This window comes from Micromonospora sp. NPDC023737 (assembly GCF_040639715.1).
Lineage (GTDB): Bacteria > Actinomycetota > Actinomycetes > Mycobacteriales > Micromonosporaceae > Micromonospora.
Genome location: NZ_JBFAAL010000001.1, coordinates 864,635 through 882,772 on the forward strand (window position 1 = coordinate 864,635; position 18,138 = coordinate 882,772).

Sequence of the window (18,138 nt, forward strand, 5' to 3'; positions counted from 1 at the left end):
CAGCGGATAATCGGCATCGTGTGGGAGTCGATCAGGCGTTGGTTCGACCCGCGGGAGCTGCGCTCGGTCGGTAGCACCCCCGACTACCGGTTCTCGCTGGCCAACGAGCGGACCTTCCTCGCCTGGTTGCGTACCGGGCTGGCGCTCGTTGGCGGCGGGCTGGCCACCGCCCAGTTCCTCCCGCCGCTGCCGCTGCGGCACCTGCGCGAGGCGATCGCGGTCGTCCTGCTGCTGCTCGGCGGCGCCGTGGCGGTCCGCGCGGTCGACCACTGGGCGCGTACCGAGCGGGCGATCCGGCTCGGCGAGGAGCTGCCCGCCTCCCGGTTCCCGGCGATCCTCGCCCTCACCGTCGGCCTCGGCGCGCTGCTGCTGGTGGCCACGGTGCTGGTGACGGCGCTCGGCGGTCGATGACGACCCGGCCCGGCCCCCCGGAGCCCGCCCGAGAGCCGAACGCCGGCCCGGGCGGGACAACCGGCGACGGACCGCTGCGCGATCCCGGTCTCCAACCGGAGCGGACCCGGTTGGCGTGGCGACGGAGCGCCCTCACCCTGACCGTGGTGACCGCACTGGCCGTCCGCCTGGGGCTCACCGGCGACCTGGCGGACGCGGTGCTCGCCGGCCTGACCGTGATCCTGTGGGGAACCGTGCTGCCGATCTACTGGCGGCGCGGCACCAGGACCGGCCCGGCCTCCCACTACGGGCCGTCCCTTCCCGCCGTCGCCCTCGGCGCGGCGGCACTCGCCCTGCTGGGTGTGGTGCTGGTGTTGCGTGGGCTGTCATGAGCGCCCGGGTACGCAATGATGGGCGCATGGTCCGCCTCTACGCCCTCCTCTTCGTGGCACAGATCATCCTCGCCGTCTGCGCGCTGATCAGTTGCCTCTCCGCCGAGGAGGGTCAGATCCGCGCCCTGCCCCGGGTCGCCTGGGTGTTGATCATCTTGTTCTTCCCGCTGGTCGGCTCGATCGCCTGGTTCCTCGCCGGCCGGGAGAAAGTCCCTGGCCCGGCGGCCGGCGGGCCGAAGCGGTGGACGCCCGCACGTGAGCGCCCGCAGCAACTCGCCCCGGACGACGACCCCGAATTCCTCAAGTCCATCGCCGAGCGGTCCCGCCGCGACGACCAGGAACTCTTCCGCCGCTGGGAGGAGGACCTGCGCCGCCGCGAGGAGGACCTGCGCCGCCGGGAGACCGACGGGCCGGACGGCCCGCCACGAGCGGCCCGCGACGGCGAACCGCCTCGCGAAGAGGACCGCCCCGAGGTGTAGGTGATCGTCGAACACAGGCTCGGCGGATCGACGGCGGGCGGCACGCAGATCCGCGCTGCGGCTGACGCCGGCGCCCGCGCCGCCGCCACGACCGGCGGCAGCGCGGGCGCCGGTCAGGCGAGGTTCGACGAGCGGGGGTACGCGTCCGACGGGTCGGTGATCACGTTCACCAGGTACGGCACGCCGGCGTCGAAGGCGCGGTGCAGCGCCGGCCCGAGGTCGGCGGCCTTCGCCACGGTCTCGCCGGCACCGCCGAGCGCGCTGACCACCTGGTCGTAGCGCAGCTCCGGCTGCAGGTCGGCGGCGACGTCGTAGCCGTACATGGCACGCATCGGGTGCTTCTCCAAGCCCCAGATGCCGTTGTTGCCGACCACGATCACGACGGGCAGCTTCTGCCGGACCAGCGACTCCACGTCCATCAGCGAGAAACCGGCCGCGCCGTCTCCCATCAGCACACAGATCTGCCGGTCCGGGTGGCTGATCCGCGCGCCCATCGCATAGCCCATGCCGGTGCCGAGGCAGCCGTACGGGCCGGGATCGAGCCAGGTGCCGGGCTGCGCGGGTTCGAGGTAGCGTCCGGCGTACGACACGAAGTCCCCACCGTCGCCGATGGTGATGGCGTCGCGGGCCAGCACTCTGCGCAGCTCGCCGTAGACCCGGGCCGGGCGGATCGGGTCGGTCTCGGCGGCCATCTCCTCGGCGTGACGGGCGCTCGCGGCGTCCTCGGCGGCACGAAGGTCGGCGATCCACCCGGTGTGGTCCGCCCGGTCGCCCGGGTGATCGGCCAGGGCCGAGAGGATCAGCCGCAGGTCACCGGCCGGGGCGGCGGCCGGCTGGACGTGCCCGGCGCGCTGGCTGGGTGCGTCCACGATGTGCACGACCTCGGCGTCGCCGAAGTCGCCGAAGTTGAGCCGGAAGTCCAGCGGAGTGCCGACCACCACGACGACGTCGGCGCCGGAGAGCGCGGCCCGGCGGGCCTTGGCGAAGGCGAGCGGGTGCTCCGGTGGGAGCGAGCCGCGCCCCATGCCGTTGGTGAAGACCGGCACCTGCAACGCCTCGGCCGCCTCGCGCAGCGCCGCGGTCGCGTCGCCGGCGTAGACGTCCGAACCGGCGATGATGACCGGTCGTTCGGCGGCGGCGACCAGGCCGGCCGCCCGGGCGACCTCCTCCGGGTCGGGCTCGACCGGGGCGATACCGGGTGGCGCGGGCAGCTCCGCGTCGGCGACGGAGAAGACCGTCTCGAGCGGGAAGTCGAGGAAGACCGGCCCACGGTGCGGAGTGAGGGCGGCGGTCAGCGCGGTGGTCACGGCGCGGGGGATGTCATCGGTGCTGAAGACCGTCTCGGCGTGCTTGGTGACCGGCGCGACCAGCGGCAGGTGGTCCATCTCCTGCAGGCTGCCCGAGCCCCAGCGGAAGGCCGGCGCCCGCCCGCCGAGCACCAGCACCGGAGAGGCGTTGAAGAACGCGCTGGTCAACCCCGAGATGCCGTTGGTGACGCCGGGGCCGGCGGTGAGGACGGCCAGGCCGGGGCGGCGCTGGAGCTTCGCCACCGCCTCGGCCGCGAAGACCGCGGACTGCTCGTGCCGGACGTCGTAGATCGGAAAGCCGGTCTTGTGGGCGGCGTCGTAGAGCGGGAAGACGTGCCCGCCGGAGAGGGTGAACATCTCCCGTACGCCGTGCGCGCGTAGTGCCGCGAGCGCCAGCTCCCCACCGTGACCTTCGATCTGCTCCGTCATGGTCGCTCCCCTCGTCCGTGGCCGGGGTCACAGGTTACCCACCGGTCACTCCGCTCGGGCGACCGCGCCCCGGCCGGCGGTTCGCACCACCGTCGGCCGGGGCCGCGGGGTCACGGAACGGCCGCGCCCGCCCGGGCGCAGGGGTCGTGACACCGGGCGGGCGCGGTCGCGGAGATGGGTCAGCGGAGCTTCATCACCACCGCGAGCGGCTCGGTCCGGTACGGAGTGTCCGTCTCGAACGCCAGCCGTGCCTGGTACTGGCCGTGCCCGGAGTGGACCGGGGCGGCGGCGGTCAGCGTCACCGTGACCGACTTACCCGCGGGGATGGTCAGCTCGGTGTGGTTCGCGGACAGCCACGACACGTCGCTGCCCCGGATGCAGGACTCGAGACCCGGCAACTGCTGCGCCGAACCGGTCTCCGTGCTGCCGTCCGCCAGGCCACCGATCTGGTACGTGCCGCAGGCGGCGCCACCGCGCTGCCGCGCGTTCAACGCGTCCGGCAGCTTCGACCAGACCGCGGTGGCCGGGTCGAACTCCAGCACCTGCCGGCTGAGGTCACCGCCGATGGTGCCGCCGATGATCCGCAGCTTGCCGTTGACGGTGGCGTACGCCATGCCGTAGCCCGACACGGGCAGGCCGGTCGTCTGCACCCAGGTGTCGGACTCCGGGAAGTACCGGTAGCTCTCCAACACGGCGTCGTACTGGCGCGGGATGTACCCGCCGGTGCAGATCACGCCGTCGCCGGCCGCACCGCAGGCGTGGTAGGCGACGGTCCGCGGGTAGTCGGCGAGGCGGGTCCAGCGGTCCGCCGCGGGGTCGTAGCGGTACGCCCGCGCCGTGGGGTCCGGGCAGGCGCCGTCCGGGCAGCCCCCGACGACGTAGAGCTGGCCGTCGACGGTGGTGGCCGCCGCGTTGGCGACTCCGGCGGGCAGGTCGGCCCGACGCGACCACTTGTCGGTCATCGGGTCGTAGGCCCAGGTCTGCGTCGCGGGAATCCCCGAGCCGGTGAGACCACCGGTGACGTACAACTTGCCGTCGATGAAACCGCCCGCCGCGCCGGCTCGCCCCTCGGGCAGGTCGGCGATCCGCTTCCAGGCCCGGGCCTGCGGGTCGAGGACGTACCCCTCGTTCATGACGTAGCCGTAGGAATCGCCACCGACCGAGTAGACCGTGCCGTCGTTGTCGGCCACCACGTTGTCGACCAGCGGCAGCGGAAGGTCGGGCAGGTTGATCCACGCGCTGCCGTCCGCAGCCTGCTGGGCCGGCGTCTGCGACGAGCGGGCGGCGTCCGCGGCGACGCGGACCTGGTCCGCGGTGTACCCGCGGTCCTGCTCGACCAGCTTGACCCGCAGCGGCCGGTCGCCGTCGTTGGTGAGCCGGACCTGCTCGGTGGCGCTGTGCCCGGGTCGTACGTCCAGCGACAGGTCGGACTGACGGACCGTCAGCCGGCCCGACTCCAGCGTCCAGTCCCGACGGACGACCCGGTCCTGCTCGACCCGCACCTTCGCCGTGCTGTCGGCGTAACGCAGGCCGCTCACGGTCACCGGAGTGGTTCCGTCGCCTTCGGCGAAGAACCAGTAGTAGCCGTCGTCGAGGGCGGTGTCGTCGTCGGTGGCCCGGCTGGTGGCCAGGGCAGCCCGGTCGGTGCCGGTGGAGACGGTGGCACCGAGGACCGCGCCGCCGGTGTTGTCGTCGCGGACCTGCCCGGCGATGATGCCGCCCGGCACGAGGGCGCACGTCCGCCGGCCCACGAAGACGTTGTCGAGCTGCCACCAGTACGACAGGTTCCCCTGGTAGCGGAACCGGACCTGGATTCCGGACTTCCCGGCCACCTGCGGGATCGGGATCTCCACGTGCCCCCGCACGTCGACGTTCGGGAGGCGGTAGACCTCGTTCCAGGTCGCCCCGTTGTCGAGGCTGAGGTCGATGGAGCCCTCCTGCACGCCGAAGTTGGAGGCGGGGAAGTCACTGTCGAACCCGATCACCGGCTGGGCGATGCCGGCCAGATCCACCGACGGGGTGACAAGGGTCGTGTCGATGTCACCGGACTGGGCCCAGGTGTTGACGGCGGCGAAGCCACCGTCGCCACCGGTCAGGTTGCCCCGGGTGCCCGGGTCGTCGAAGCGCCAGGTCTGGCCGGCACCGGATTCGTCGGTGACCTTCCAGCCGTCCTTCGGCCCGTCGGTCCAGCCGGTGAAGTCGGTGCCGAGGCCCTGGTAGCGCCAGGTGTAACCGGGGGCGGCGCACGACGCCTCGACGGCGAGCCGTACGTCGTGCCGCACGTCGCTCGGCCGGCCCTTGGGCTGCGGGTCGACGCTGACGGTCGCCGTGCTCGTGGTGTAGCCGGGCATGTCGACCGGCGACACGCGCAGGGTGTAGTCGGCACCGACCGGCAGCTCGACCCGGTAGCGCCCGGCGTAGGGGTCGGTGTAGACCGCGTCCGTCGGGTAGCCGTCGATGGCGATCTTCGCGTAGACCGGCCAGCCGTGCCCCGAGCCGTCGGTGACGGTACCGGTGAGCGTGCGGGTCGCGATCGCCGTCATCCTGATGTCCTGGGTCAGCTTCGCGTCGGCGGCGACCACTACCCGGACCGGCGCCGGAGCCTGGTAGCCGAACTCGGCGGCCACCACGTCGTACGTGCCGGCCGGGACGGCCAACTGGTAGGCGCCCTTGGCGTCGGTCACCGCGTGGTAGGTGTTGCCGGCGGTGTCCGTGGCGGTGACCGTCACCCCGTCGAGCGCACCCTGCTTCTTGCCGTGCGGGTTCTTGCCGCTGGTGACCGTCCCGCTGACCTGACCGGTCCGGCCGAGGGTCAGCGCCGAGACACCGTTGGGGGTGCCCAGGCCGGTCGGTCCGTCCCAGCCGGGGCCGGCGGTGCACAGCAGGTCGCCGCACCATCCGTTCGAGCCCTCGGTGACGTCGAAGAGCCCGGCGTCGGCGCCCTTGCGGTACGGGTAGGTGACCGGGTACGTCCCGGGAACCGCGTCACCGGCGAGGGCGTACATCCCGGCGACGAGCGGCGCGGACAGCGAGGTGCCGCCCCAGCGCGCCCAGCCGTCCTGGCCGGAGGTGTTGTAGACGGCCAGTCCGGATTCCGGCGCGGCCGTGGCGGAGATGTCGGCGTTGGCCCGCTTGTCACCGCAGTGCGTGTCGATGTCGTTCTGGTACGACGGCCGCGGCTCGACGAACGAGCACCCGCTGCCCGCCGCTTCCCAGGCGGTCTCCGACCAGCCACGGGCGTTGGAGGCGTCCTTGGTCAGCAGCGTGCCGCCGACCGACACCACGTCCGGGTGGGTCGCCGGGTAGCTCTGCACGTTGCCGATGTCACCACTGGAAACGGTGATCACGATGCCCGGGTGGTCGTAGTGGGCGTGGCTCGCGTACTGGGTGGCCGACTCGCCGGCGACGCCGTACGAGTTGGAGATCGCGTCGGCGCCGAGCCGGGCGGCGGTGTCGACGGCGTAGCCGAGGCTGCCCATCGAGTTGTTGTCGGCCTGCACCAGCAGGATGTCGCACTTCGGGCACGCCGACGAGACGGCGTCCAGGTCCAGGGCGGCCTCGATCGACCAGTCCGGGCTCTCGACCGGGTAGTCGGTCCCGCCGCGCTGGTCGACCTTGCGGAAACAGCCGTTCGCGGTGGTGCACGGCGGCAGGCCGTAGTGGGCACGGAAGACCGCCAGGTCGGCCTCGGCGGCCGCGTACCCGAACGCTCCGACGATGGCGACCGTCTGACCCTCGCCACCGTCGGGAAGCCGGTAGGCGGACTTGATGTCCGCCGGTCCCAGGGCGTCGGCCGGCGGGCCGGCGAGCTTCGTCCGCCGCTGCGTGTCCTCGGCGAGCCCGACCGCGAAGCAGCGGGCCCACGGGCCGTCCTCGCCGGCCTTCTCGTTCGAGGTGGTGTTGCAGCCGGCCGGCTGGTAGCGGGTCGCCTCCCAGCCCGCCGCCGACGGCTCGGCCTTCGGTGCCGCCTGCGCGGGGCTACCGGGCAGCGCGCCGACGGCGAGCAGTGACAGTGTGAGGGCTGCGGTCAGCCCGCCGAGAAGGCCCCTGTGAAGCCGTCTCCGCCGTAAGGGCACGGACATCCATTACTCCTTACCAGTGATGCCACGGACACGCCTCGTCGTTGAGGCCGCGCACCCTCCCGTCAGGACGGACACGATCCTGGACACGAATGGGCCACACGTTGACGGATGATCTTGGCATGCGCCGAAAGCCACGGACAATGTGCCGGGACTTCATGTTCCGGACAGCTGACCGGATCCCGACGGAGGCTTCGGATGTGGCATGTGGTGGACGTCTCGGAGGCCGAGGAGCGCGTCTACGAGGCGCTGGCTCGGCGTCGGCAGGCGACGGCCGGGGATCTCCTCGGCGACGTCGTGCTGTCCCGGGCGCAGCTGACCCGTACGCTCGGCCGGCTGGTCGACCGCGGCTTGGCCAGCCGGCTCTCCGGCCGCCCCACACGGTACGCAGCGACACCCCCCGACCAGGTCGCCACCGTCCTGATCGCCGAACGGGAGCGCGACCTGCTTCGGCTGCGTACCCATGCCGACCAGCTGGCGAAGGAACTTCGGCGACACGACGGCACCGGCCGTCATCCGGCGGAACTGGTCGAGGTGATCGAGGGACCGGTCAACCTACGAGCCACCCTCGTACGGCTTCAGCGCGAGGCGCGCGTGCAGATCCGCGGGCTGGACCGGCCGCCGTACCTCGACAATCCGGTCAGCGGCAACACCGAGGAGGCCCACCAGATCGCCAACCGCGGCCTGACCTACCGGGTGATCTACGACCGGTCGGCGCTGGCGATACCCGGCCGGATGGCGGAGATCTGGCGCGGCATCCAGAGCGGCGAACGCGCCCGGGTCGCCAGCAACGTGCCGATGAAGATGATGCTGAGCGACGACCGGCTCGCACTGATCCCCGTCATGACGGGCGGGCAACTGGCCGACGCCGCGTACCTGATCCACCCGTCCTCGCTGCTGGACGCGGTCTGCGAGCTGTTCGAGGCGCTCTGGGAACGGGCCGTCGCGATCAACCGCGCCGTCGTCAACCGCGGCGGCGCCGACCGGCCGGACGCCGTCGAGCTGGCCGCCGAGAGTCACCCGGACCAACTCTCCGACCGGGACACCGAGCTGATCGGTCTGCTGGCCGGCGGCGCCACCGACGAGCGGATCGCCCGCACCCTCGGCTGGAGCGTACGAACGGTGCACCGGCACGTGCATCGGATCATGACGATGGTCGGCGCCGAGACCCGGTTCCAGGCCGGCATGGAGGCGGTCCGCCGCGGCTGGATCTGACCGGCCGGGCGAGCACTCGCCACACCCGGCCGGTGCGCCGCTCAGCGACCGGTGAAGTCCGGCTTGCGCTTCTCGACGAAGGCGGCCATGCCCTCGCGCCGGTCGTCGGTGGCGAACAGCGCGGCGAAGAGCTGACTCTCCCAGGCCAGGCCCGAGTTCAGGTCCATGTCCAGGCCACCGTCGACGGCCAGCTTCGCCGCGCGCAGCGCCTGGCTCGGACCGTGCACGTACGGGCGGACCAGTTCGACCGCGGTCGAGTAGACCTCGGCGGCCGGCACGACCCGGTCGGCCAGACCGATCCGCAGCGCCTCCTCCGCGTCGACCATCCGGCCGGACATGACGAGTTCCTTGGCCCGGGCCGGGCCGACCAGGCGGGCCAGCCGCTGGGTGCCGCCGGCACCCGGGATGATGCCCAGCTTGATCTCCGGCTGGCCGAGCTTCGCGTCCTCGGCGACGACCCGCCAGTCGCAGGCCAGGGCCAGCTCGCACCCGCCGCCGAGCGCGTACCCCGTGATCGCGGCCACCACCGGCTTCGGAATGCGGGCGAACACGCCGAGCGCGCTGGAGAGGTCGGCCGCCCGAGCCGCCATGTCCACGTAGGACATGTCGGCCATCTCCTTGATGTCCGCGCCCGCGGCGAAGACCTTCTCCCCGCCGTACACGATCACGGCGCGGACCTCGGGGTCGGCGGACGCCTCGGTAGCGGCGGCGCGCAACTCCTCCTGGACCTGCTTGTTCAGCGCGTTCATCGGCGGCCGATCCAGCCGGATGGTGCCGATGCCGTCCTTGGTCTCCAGCCGCACGAACTCGCTCACGCCGCCCTCACTTCCTCGTCGAAGTCGCGTGCCAACCATACGGCCACGCTCGTTTGGTACGTAGTCTGGTGTCAGCCCCGGGGCCGGGAGTCCAGCGATGACGACGTACTACGACGACAGGTCGGTGCAGGTCACCTCGACCTCCATCCGGGTCGACGACCGCATCTACCCGCTCGCCGAGATCAGCATGGTCTGGCACCGGCGGGGCAGCCGCTCCTGGCGGGTCCTCGCGGGCCGGGGTGCGCTCGGCGCGGCCATGGCCGGCCCGCTGGCGGCAGCCGTCCTGGGCGTCGGGCTGGCGCTCTGGCTGGACCGCTCCCCCACCGTCACCATCGCGATCGTCGGCGCCTCGGTGCTGGTCGGGCTCGCCGTCGGACCGGTCGCCGATTTTCTCTTCGAGCGCCTGGACCGCTCCTACGCCCGGGGCAGCCGCCAACGGGAGCTCTGGGTGCGCTGGCAGGGCCGGCCCGTCCTGCTGCTGCGTACCGGTGACTCGCTCCGGTTCGGTCAGATCTACCGAGCCGTGCAGCGGGCGGTCGAGCAGGCGCCGCCGCTGGGAGCAGCCGGGGATGCCGCCCGCCCGGTGCGCAGTCGCGGACGGCGGAACTAGAAACGGATCGGCACGTCCGGCAACATGTCGAGACCGCGTAGCAGGCCATACAGGTCCTGCTCGCCCCAGAACTGCACGATCCGGCCCCCGGCCAGCCGGTACATCTTGCACGCGCTCTGCACCGCCGTCGCACCGGTGGCGTCCCGTCGGTAGGTCAGGGCGAGTGACACGATGACCCGGTCCCCGGCGGGAAAGAGCTCGACGAGCTCCAGGTCGACCACGGTGAGCCCGGACGAGGCGACGGCCCGCTCCACGTAGTGCCGGCCCCGCACCGCCGTGCCGGACCCGTAGATCTGCACGTCCTCCGCGACCACCGCGCGCAGTTCGGCCAGGTCCTTGCTGACGAAGGTACGCAGGTAGCGCCTGACCACCTCGACGTTGCGCTGCTGCTCGGCCCGCTGGTGTTCGGTCCCCTGGCGTTCGGTCCCCTGGCGTTCGGTCCCCTGGTGCTCGGTCCCCTGGTGCTCGGTCCCCTGGCGTTCGGCCCGCTGGTATTCGGTCCGCTCACGCCCGGTCGTCAGGTGCTCACCCATGCCGCGACGCTACGCCCTGCCGGAGCCGCCCACCGCCCCGCGAACCGCCACTCAGCCATGCCCGTCGGCGGAGGCCAGCACGATGCTGGCGCGTGCCGAACGGCTTGCAGCCAGCACTCCAGGACGACAGCCGGCGCTCCAGGACGACAGCCGGCGCTCCAGAGCAGCCGGCGCTCCAGGACGACAGTCGGTGCTCCGGGGCGAGGCCGGCATGGTGTGGCGCCGGTCCGCTGTCGAGCTGCCCCAGATCTGGGGCAGCTCGACAGGATGCCGGCACCTACCGGGCGGACCGGCGAGCGCGGGGCAGACCCGCGAACGCGGAGCAGACCTGCGAACGCAGGGCAGACCTGCGACCGCAGGGCCGAGCCTTGCCGGGGCGTGGTTAGGCTGAGTGATGACGGCCTATTACCGGGACGACGCGGTGCGGGTGACCTCCGAGTCGATCCGTTCGGGTGGTCGCGTCATCGCTCTCGCCGACGTCACGTACGTCTGGCACGCCCGGGGTCGGGCGACACTCGCCGTACGCGGGCGGGTGCTCGGACGCGGTGTGCTGGTCCTGCTGCTCTCGCTGCCTCCGCTGGTGGCGCTGATCTGCGTCGTGTCGCTGGTCTGGTCCGCGCAGGACCGCGGCGAATGGAAGCTCGCCCTGCTCATCCTCGGCGCCTGTGTGGTGGGCGCGCTCGCGCTGACCCCGTTCCTGGAGATTCCGCTCGGCTGGTTGGACCGCTCGTACGAACGGGGCAGCCAGGTCCACGAGCTCTGGGTGCAGCACCACGGCCAGGAGGAACTGCTGGTGCGCACTCCCGACGCGCTGCGGTTCGGCCAGATCTACCGGGCCGTGCAGCGCGCCGTCGAGCAGCACACCGACCATCGCTGACGGCCAGCCCACGGGCGGCGGCCGCGGCGACCACCCGGGGCGGAACGGCAGCCAGGCCGGCTAGCAGTCGCAGCTGACCGTGGATCGGGGTGCGGTCAGTTCGTCGACCGGCCGCCGGGTCAGCCCGGTACCCGTCACCACCGGCAGCCCTTCCCGTACCCAGTACTCGTAGCCGCCGAGCATCTCCTTCACCGGATAGCCGAGCCGCGCGAACTCCAGGGCGGCGCGGGTGGCGCCGTTGCATCCGGGACCCCAGCAGTAGGTGACGACTGTGGAGCCGACCGGCACGGCCTCGGCCGCGAGCGTGGCGATCTCGGCGGTCGGCAGGTGCACCGCGCCCGGCAGGTGCCCCTGCGCCCACGCAGCCGTGCCGCGGGAGTCGACCACCACCAGCCCGGGGATCCCGGCGGTGAGGTCCGCGTACACGTCGCTGACATCGGTCTCGAAGCTCAGCCGGGCGAGGAAGTGGGCGGTGGCGGTGACCGGGTCGGCCGCCGGAACGGCGAAGGTGTGCGTCATGGCATCGATCCTGCGCGTGGACGGCGCGCGAGACGAGTGGCGGTAACGCCGTCCTGCGCTAACATCCCGCCATGGTTCCCGTGCCCGTCCCGATCCACCCCGCCCCTCGTCCGCGTGCCGCAGATGGGGTGGACCGGAGCGTGTCGGTCCTCGCGTACCCGGGTATGTCGGTCTTCGAGACGGGCATCGTGACCGAGGTGTTCGGGCTGCCCAGACCGGAGCTGCACGTCGACTGGTACGACCTCAGGGTGTGCGCCGAGCGGCCCGGCCCGGTGCCGGTGGTCGGTGGCGCCACTCTGGACACTCCGTACGGCCTCGACGTGCTGGGGCAGGCGCGGACGGTGATCGTCCCCGGGGTACCGGACGTGACCGCGGAACCCTCACCGGAGCTGGTCGCCGCGCTGCGCCGGGCGCACCGGCGTGGTGCCCGGATCGTGTCCATCTGCTCGGGGGCGTTCGCGCTGGCCGGTGCCGGTCTGCTCGACGGCCGCCGGGCCACCACCCACTGGCAGTACGCGGACCTGCTGGCCCGCAGGTACCCGGCCGTGCAGGTGCACCCTGACGTGCTCTACCTCGACGAGGGTGAGCTGCTCACCAGCGCCGGTAGCGCGGCCGGCCTGGACCTGTGCGTACACCTGGTCCGGCGCGACCACGGCGCGGCGATCGCCAACGCGGTCGCCCGCCGGCTCGTCATCCTGCCGCACCGGGACGGTGGGCAGGCCCAGTTCATCGAGGCACCGGTGCCGCCCGACCCGGGCGACGACCGGATCGCCGGCAGTCTCACCTGGGCGCTGGCGCACCTCAGCGAGCCACTGACCGTCGCCCGGCTGGCACGGCAGGCGCACATGTCCACCCGCACCTACCTGCGACACTTCGCGCGAGCCACCGGAACGAGCCCGATCCGGTGGCTGGTCGACCAGCGGGTGCGGGCCAGCCTGGCGTTGCTCGAGACCACTGACGTGCCGGTCGAGGAGATCGCCGCGACCGTGGGCTTCGACTCCCCGGTCACCTACCGCCACCACTTCGGCCGGGCCATGTGTACCTCGCCGTCGGCGTACCGGCGGGCGTTCCGCGCCGGGTGACCGTCCGTCGCCGACGGCGGTGGGGCTCAGGCCGGTACGTAGAGCTCGTCGATCTCGGCCCGGTAGGGCAGCGCCACGGATGCGCCGAGCCGGCGGGCACACGCCGCGCCGGCCGCCGCGGCCCAACGCACGGCGTCCACCAGATCCCGGCCCTCGCCCCAGCCCACGGCCAGCGCCGCGGTGAACGCGTCACCCGCGGCCGTCGAGTCCACGGTGTCGACCTTGACCGGGGGCACGTGCACCGCCGTGCCGTCCCGGTCTCCGTACCAGACGCCCTCGGCGCCGAGGGTGAGCACCGCCCTCGGGGTGAGCTCCAGCAGCGCCTGCGGTGCGTCCCGGCCCCGCCCGGTCAGCGCCTGCGCCTCGCGTTCGTTGACCACCAGCACGTCCAGGGCGGCCAACAGCTCCTCGGGGAGGGGCCGGGCCGGCGCGGCGTTGACGACGACCCGCGTGCCGGCGGCGTGGGCGGCCACCGCCGCCTCGGTCACCGTCTCCACCGGGATCTCCAGCTGGGCCACCAGCACATCGGCCGCGCGTACGGTGCTCAGCTCCTCGTCGGTGAGGCTCGTCAGCGCGTCGTTGGCGCCCGGGGTCACCAGGATCGCGTTCTCGCCCTCCGCGTTGACCATGACCAGGGCGACACCGGATGTTCCGTACACCACCCGCAGGTGCCCGGTGTCCACACCGGCCGCGCTGATCCGGGCCTTCAGTGTGACCCCGAACGAGTCGGAGCCGATCGCCCCGAGGAAGGCGCAGGACGCGCCCGCGCGCACGGCCGCGATGGCCTGGTTGGCGCCCTTGCCGCCGGGCACCATCACGAAGTCGGTGCCGAGCATGGTCTCCCCGGGTCGAGGCAGGGCCGGGGCCATCGCCACCAGGTCCATGTTCGCGCTGCCGACGACGGCGATCCGGGTCTGCGCCACCAGCGCCTCCTGTCTCGACTCGGCGGGGTGCGCGTCAGGCGGCCCGGGCGGTGTACCGGTCGCCGGAACGCTGCACGATCAGCGGCAGACCGAAGGTCTTGGAGAGGTTGTCGCCGGTCAGCGTCTCCTCGAGCAGGCCCTGTGCCACCACGCCTCCCTCGCGCAGCAGCAGCGCGTGGGTGAAGCCCGGCGGGATCTCCTCGACGTGGTGCGTGACCAGCACCATCGCGGGGGCGTCCGGGTCGTACGCCAGCTCGGAGAGCCGCGCGACCAGGTCCTCGCGCCCACCCAGGTCGAGCCCGGCGGCCGGCTCGTCGAGCAGCAGCAGCTCCGGGTCGGTCATGAGCGCGCGGGCGATCTGCACACGCTTGCGTTCGCCGTCGGAGAGGGTGCCGTACACGCGGTCGGCGAGGTGGCCGACGCCGAGCTGCCCGAGCAGCGCGCGGGCCCGGACCTCGTCGGTGCGGTCGTAGCTCTCCCGCCAGCGGCCGACCACCGACCAGGCGGCGGTGACGACCACGTCGCTGACCCGCTCTTCGGCCGGCACCCGTTCCGCCAGGGCGGCGGTGGTGAGCCCGATGCGCGTGCGTAGCTCGTTGAGGTCGGTCCGCCCGATCCGCTCACCGAGTACGTGGGCGACGCCGTTGGTCGGATGCAGCCGGCCGGAGGCGAGATTGAGCAGGGTCGTCTTGCCGGCGCCGTTCGGGCCGAGCACCACCCAGCGCTCGTCCAGCTCGACCCGCCAGCTCAGATCCTGCAACAGCGCGGTGCCGGAGCGGCGAACGCCGACGCCGTCGAGGCTGACCACCAGATCCGGGTCCACGGGAGCGGCGGCGGGGGTGGCGCCGGCGGCGCCGGGGATCAGGTCACCAGTCACCCTTCCATCCAACCACGCACGGCCGCGGCGCCCCCCATGGGCGGGCGGCCGGCCCTAGGGTGGAGCGCCGTGGCGTTGGTCACCAATACCGAAGGACGGTCCATGCCGGTTCGGAACAGGAAACCGCGCGGATGAGCGCGGTCATCGAGATCGAGGGTTTGCGTAAGACCTTCAGCAGCGTGCGGCACGGTCGGCGGGTGGCCGTCGACGGCTTCGACCTGACGGTCGGGGCGGGTGAGGTCCACGGCTTCCTCGGCCCGAACGGGTCAGGCAAGACCACCACCCTGCGCGCTCTCCTCGGACTGGTCCGGGCCGACGGGGGGTGGATGAGCGTGCTCGGCGCTCCGTCTCCCACACACCTGGCTCAGGTGGCCGGACGGGTCGGGGCGATCGTGGAGAGTCCCCAGTTCTTCGGCAACTTCACCGGCTACCGGACGCTGCGGCTGCTCGCCCTCGCCGGTGGAGTGCCGGTGAGCCGGGTGGACGAGGCGCTGGAGCAGGTGGGCCTGCACGATCGGGGCGACGAGCGGGTGAAGGGCTACTCGCTCGGCATGAAGCAGCGACTGGCCGTGGCCTCGGCACTGCTCAAGAACCCGGAGCTGCTCATCCTCGACGAGCCGGCCAACGGCCTCGACCCGGCCGGCATCCGGGAGATGCGGGATCTGATGCGGTCGCTGGCCGACGCCGGGGTGACCGTGTTGATCTCCAGCCACATCCTGGCCGAGATCCAGCTGATCTGCGACCACGTCACGATCATCTCGCAGGGCCGCCGGGTGGCGTCGGGACGGGTGGACGAGGTGCTCGCCGGCTTCGACCAGCACGAGTACCTGGTGCGGGTGGCTGAGCCGGAGCGTGCTGCGGAGCTGCTGCGCGCCGGTGGGCTGCCGGCGGACGCGTACTCCGACCATCTCGTGGTCGGTCAGGTGGACGACCCGACGACGATCAGCCGACTGCTCGGTGAACAGGGGCTGTGGGTACGCGAGCTGACCCCGCTGCGACCCGACCTGGAGAGCGTGTTCCTGGAGCTGACCGGCGACGGCGGGCACCCCGAGGTGCCCCGCCAAGCAGCCGGCTCGGGACCGCACGACAGGGTGATCGAACTGGACGCCGGGGTCGGCGACGGCAGAGGAGACAGCGCGTGAACCTGGTCCGTGCCGAGCTGGAGCGGCTCGGGGCCCGCCGCTTCGTCCAGCTCATGCTCGTCCTGCTGGTGCTGGCCTTCGGGGTCACCGCATCGACGACCCTCGCCGGCTCGCACCAGCCCACCGCCGCGGAGTTGACCGAGGCCCGGAATCAGGCCGCCGAGAGCCGACGCCAGCTGGACGATCTCTACCAGCGCTGCGTGGCTCGGGTGAACGGGGAGCTTCCGCCCGGCTCGGAGCAGGAGTACTTCCCGGCCGACTGCAGTGAGGTCGACCCGGCGCGCCAGGACCGGCTCCCCGTGACGACCGACTTCCTGCCGGGCGTGTTCGTCTTCTCGCACCAGGCCGAGCCGCTCCTCTACTTCCTGATCGCCTTCCTGGCGCTCTTCGGCTTTCTGGTCGGCGCCTCCTACATCGGCGCGGACCTCAACTCGGGTGGCGTGGTGAACCTGCTGCTCTGGCGACCGCGGCGGATGACGGTGCTCGGCACGAAGCTGGGCACGTTGATGGGCGGCGTGCTCGGGCTGTCCCTGTTCGCGTCGCTCGTTTACCTCGCCACGTTCTGGGTGATCGGGCAGTCGGCCGGGCTTGCCGGCCAGCTCGACAGCGCGTTCTGGGCCGGTCTCGGCGCCGTGCACGCCCGCGGGTTGGTGCTGGTGCTGCTCACCACCGTGCTCGGCTTCGCGCTCGCCACGCTGGGTCGGCACACGTCGGCCGCGCTCGGCACGGTGGCCGCGTACGCGGTGGTGTGGGAGCTCGGCGCGCGTCTGGTGATGGAGATCGTCGACACCGCGCATCCGGACCGGTTCATGCTCTCCAGCCACGTGGGCGCCTGGCTCTCCGGCCGGCTCGAGTTCTGGGACGGGTCCGCCTGCGCCTCCGCCACCGGATTCTGCGAGCGGGTCTACGCGCTGACCTGGCAGCCCGCGCTGGCCGTACTGCTCGGCCTGACCGCGCTGCTGGCCGTGGCTGCGTTCAGCGTGTTCCGTCGCCGGGACCTGATCTGAGCTACGACAGCGGAGGCCCCATCGCGGGGCGACACCTTGCAGGCACTGATCGCATCGTGAAGAATTCCTTCACATGACGGACCTCGGCCTGCCCCCGCCTTCGCGGGTGGGGGCAGGCCGGGGCGGGTCAGCCCACTGTGGATCCGAAGACCTCGTCGCGGACGGCGTCCAGCGCGGTGCGCAGCGCGCCGTGCAGGATCGGCTCCTCGGTCAACCCGGTCGGCACCACCCGGGGGCGCACCAGCGAGATGTCCGCGACCTCCCGCTGCACCCGGTCGGCGAGGGCCGCTCCGCCGGCCTGACCGACCTCACCGGCGAGCACGACGAGCGGCGGGTCCAGCACCACGCAGGTGCTGGCCACGCCCAACGCGAGCCGGCGGGCCAGCTCGTCGAGCACCGGGCCGCCCTCGGCGCCGGCCTCGATCGCGGCACGAACCGCGTCGGCGGCATTGTCGACCGTGAACCCGTTCTCCCGGGCCACGGCCCGGACCGCGTCCGCGTCGACGAGCCGTTGGAACGCGGGCTTGGCCCGCCGGGCGACGTCGCGCGGGATAGGAACGCCGGGCACCGGGAGGTAGCCGATCTCGCCGGCCGCGCCGCTGCTGCCGTGGTGCAGCCGCCCGCCCAGCATGATCGCCTGGCCGACGCCCGCACCGACCCAGACCAGGACGAAGTCCGACAGGCCCTGCGCCGCACCGGACTGAGCCTCGGCGACCGCGGCGAGGTTCACGTCGTTCTCGAACACGACCGGGGTGTGCAGGTCCTCACGCAGGGCGGCGAGCAGACCGCGGTGCCAGCGTGGCAGGTTGAACGCGAACGTGATGTCCCCGGTGCCCGGGTCTACCAGACCCGGTGTGCCGAGCACGACCCTCCGTACGCTCGACAGCTGCGCCTGAGCACTGCCGGCCACCTGAACCACGGCGTTGTGCACCACACCCACCGGGTCGTCGGTGTCCCGGGTGGACTGTTCCACCCGGCCGATGACCGTGCCGGTGATGTCGGCGCAGGCGGCCACCACCCGGTCCGGGCCGACGTCCACGCCGACCACGTGCGCGCTACCCGGCCGTACGGCGTAGAGCTGGGCGTTCGGTCCCCGCCCGCCGGCCTGCTCGCCGACCCGGGTGACCAGCCCGCGCTCCTCCAGCCGTTCGACCAGCTGCGAGGCGGTCACCTTCGACAGCCCGGTCAGCTCGCCGAGCCGGGCGCGGGTCAACGGTCCCCGTTCGAGCAGCAGTTCCAGCGCCGCACGGTCGTTGAGCGCCCGCAACAGGCGGGGTGTGCCGGGCAGCCGCGTCGCACTCATGCCAGTCCTCTAGTTCAGTAAACTTTGCTAACTGTAAACCAACCTGGAAATGGGTAGCCGTAGCGTATCGGCCACCCGAACCCGGAGTACTCGGTCGACCCGGCAGGGCTGCGCGGGCGGGACGGCCGGAATACGACGCCGCGCCCGGCGGCACCGAAG

Annotated in this window: 17 protein-coding genes; 9 read left to right on the forward strand and 8 right to left on the reverse strand. The window is 72.5% G+C overall.

The features are described from left to right. Positions 1–18 precede the first annotated feature (18 nt). From AB0F98_RS03790 to AB0F98_RS03800, 3 genes are read left to right on the forward strand one after another with little or no spacing between them, the layout of a single operon-like run. The gene (locus AB0F98_RS03790) at positions 19–411 is read left to right on the forward strand and encodes a DUF202 domain-containing protein (protein ID WP_355146306.1); all 393 of its coding nucleotides are present in this window, start codon (positions 19–21) and stop codon (positions 409–411) included. Beyond that, a complete protein-coding gene (locus AB0F98_RS03795; protein ID WP_357728107.1) occupies positions 408–782 on the forward strand; it encodes a DUF202 domain-containing protein in 375 nt (124 codons plus the stop codon). Before AB0F98_RS03790 ends, AB0F98_RS03795 begins: the two co-directional genes overlap by 4 nt. A gap of 26 nt (positions 783–808) precedes the next feature. Then, positions 809–1,261, forward strand: coding sequence for a PLD nuclease N-terminal domain-containing protein (locus tag AB0F98_RS03800; RefSeq protein WP_357728110.1), 453 nt, complete (start codon positions 809–811; stop codon positions 1,259–1,261). A 113-nt stretch (positions 1,262–1,374) separates the two neighbouring features. Here the strand turns inward: AB0F98_RS03800 and AB0F98_RS03805 are convergent, their stop codons facing one another. Then, positions 1,375–2,997: an acetolactate synthase gene (locus tag AB0F98_RS03805; protein ID WP_357728113.1), complete on the reverse strand. Its 1,623-nt coding sequence runs from the start codon at positions 2,995–2,997 to the stop codon at positions 1,375–1,377. A gap of 179 nt (positions 2,998–3,176) precedes the next feature. Continuing rightward, positions 3,177–7,079, reverse strand: coding sequence for a kelch repeat-containing protein (locus tag AB0F98_RS03810; RefSeq protein ID WP_357728116.1), 3,903 nt, complete (start codon positions 7,077–7,079; stop codon positions 3,177–3,179). Positions 7,080–7,274: 195 nt separating this feature from the next. On the opposite strand from AB0F98_RS03810, the gene AB0F98_RS03815 reads away from it, so the two are divergent. Further along, positions 7,275–8,291 carry a helix-turn-helix domain-containing protein gene (locus AB0F98_RS03815; RefSeq protein ID WP_357728119.1) on the forward strand — a complete coding sequence of 339 codons (1,017 nt, stop codon included), beginning with the start codon at positions 7,275–7,277 and terminating at the stop codon, positions 8,289–8,291. A 41-nt stretch (positions 8,292–8,332) separates the two neighbouring features. On the opposite strand, the gene AB0F98_RS03820 is transcribed toward AB0F98_RS03815, so the two are convergent. Next, positions 8,333–9,106 (reverse strand): enoyl-CoA hydratase-related protein, encoded by a 774-nt coding sequence (locus AB0F98_RS03820; protein ID WP_357728122.1) that lies wholly within the window; start codon positions 9,104–9,106, stop codon positions 8,333–8,335. A gap of 97 nt (positions 9,107–9,203) precedes the next feature. Between AB0F98_RS03820 and AB0F98_RS03825 the strand changes: the two genes are divergently transcribed. Next, on the forward strand, positions 9,204–9,716 hold the full coding sequence (locus tag AB0F98_RS03825; RefSeq protein WP_357728125.1) for a DUF6232 family protein: 513 nt from the start codon (positions 9,204–9,206) through the stop codon (positions 9,714–9,716). Here the strand turns inward: AB0F98_RS03825 and AB0F98_RS03830 are convergent. Then, positions 9,713–10,249 carry a nuclear transport factor 2 family protein gene (locus AB0F98_RS03830; protein WP_357728128.1) on the reverse strand — a complete coding sequence of 179 codons (537 nt, stop codon included), beginning with the start codon at positions 10,247–10,249 and terminating at the stop codon, positions 9,713–9,715. The genes AB0F98_RS03825 and AB0F98_RS03830 overlap by 4 nt on opposite strands. 394 nt (positions 10,250–10,643) lie before the next feature. Here AB0F98_RS03830 and AB0F98_RS03835 point away from each other — a divergent pair, with 394 nt between their 5' ends. Next, on the forward strand, positions 10,644–11,126 hold the full coding sequence (locus AB0F98_RS03835) for a DUF6232 family protein (protein ID WP_357728130.1): 483 nt from the start codon (positions 10,644–10,646) through the stop codon (positions 11,124–11,126). A 60-nt stretch (positions 11,127–11,186) separates the two neighbouring features. Here AB0F98_RS03835 and AB0F98_RS03840 read toward each other — a convergent pair whose 3' ends face one another. Then, a complete protein-coding gene (locus tag AB0F98_RS03840) occupies positions 11,187–11,645 on the reverse strand; it encodes a rhodanese-like domain-containing protein (protein WP_357728133.1) in 459 nt (152 codons plus the stop codon). A 128-nt stretch (positions 11,646–11,773) separates the two neighbouring features. Here AB0F98_RS03840 and ftrA point away from each other — a divergent pair, with 128 nt between their 5' ends. Beyond that, entirely contained in the window at positions 11,774–12,727 is a 954-nt protein-coding gene (ftrA, locus tag AB0F98_RS03845; RefSeq protein WP_357729069.1) for a transcriptional regulator FtrA, read from the forward strand. A gap of 26 nt (positions 12,728–12,753) precedes the next feature. On the opposite strand, the gene AB0F98_RS03850 is transcribed toward ftrA, so the two are convergent. Both AB0F98_RS03850 and AB0F98_RS03855 read right to left on the reverse strand, forming a co-directional pair. Then, positions 12,754–13,650 carry a ribokinase gene (locus tag AB0F98_RS03850; RefSeq protein ID WP_357728136.1) on the reverse strand — a complete coding sequence of 299 codons (897 nt, stop codon included), beginning with the start codon at positions 13,648–13,650 and terminating at the stop codon, positions 12,754–12,756. 34 nt (positions 13,651–13,684) lie between these two features. After that, the gene (locus AB0F98_RS03855) at positions 13,685–14,527 is read right to left on the reverse strand and encodes an ABC transporter ATP-binding protein (RefSeq protein WP_357728139.1); all 843 of its coding nucleotides are present in this window, start codon (positions 14,525–14,527) and stop codon (positions 13,685–13,687) included. A gap of 131 nt (positions 14,528–14,658) precedes the next feature. Between AB0F98_RS03855 and AB0F98_RS03860 the strand changes: the two genes are divergently transcribed. Together AB0F98_RS03860 and AB0F98_RS03865 are read left to right on the forward strand one after the other, a co-directional pair. Next, positions 14,659–15,669, forward strand: a complete 1,011-nt coding sequence (locus AB0F98_RS03860) for an ATP-binding cassette domain-containing protein (protein WP_357728142.1) — start codon at positions 14,659–14,661, stop codon at positions 15,667–15,669. After that, positions 15,666–16,676, forward strand: a complete 1,011-nt coding sequence (locus tag AB0F98_RS03865) for an ABC transporter permease subunit (RefSeq protein WP_357728145.1) — start codon at positions 15,666–15,668, stop codon at positions 16,674–16,676. The genes AB0F98_RS03860 and AB0F98_RS03865 overlap by 4 nt, the downstream gene beginning before the upstream one ends. A 127-nt stretch (positions 16,677–16,803) precedes the next feature. On the opposite strand, the gene AB0F98_RS03870 is transcribed toward AB0F98_RS03865, so the two are convergent. Continuing rightward, positions 16,804–17,979, reverse strand: coding sequence for an ROK family transcriptional regulator (locus tag AB0F98_RS03870; RefSeq protein WP_357728148.1), 1,176 nt, complete (start codon positions 17,977–17,979; stop codon positions 16,804–16,806). Between the last annotated feature and the right edge of the window lie 159 nt (positions 17,980–18,138).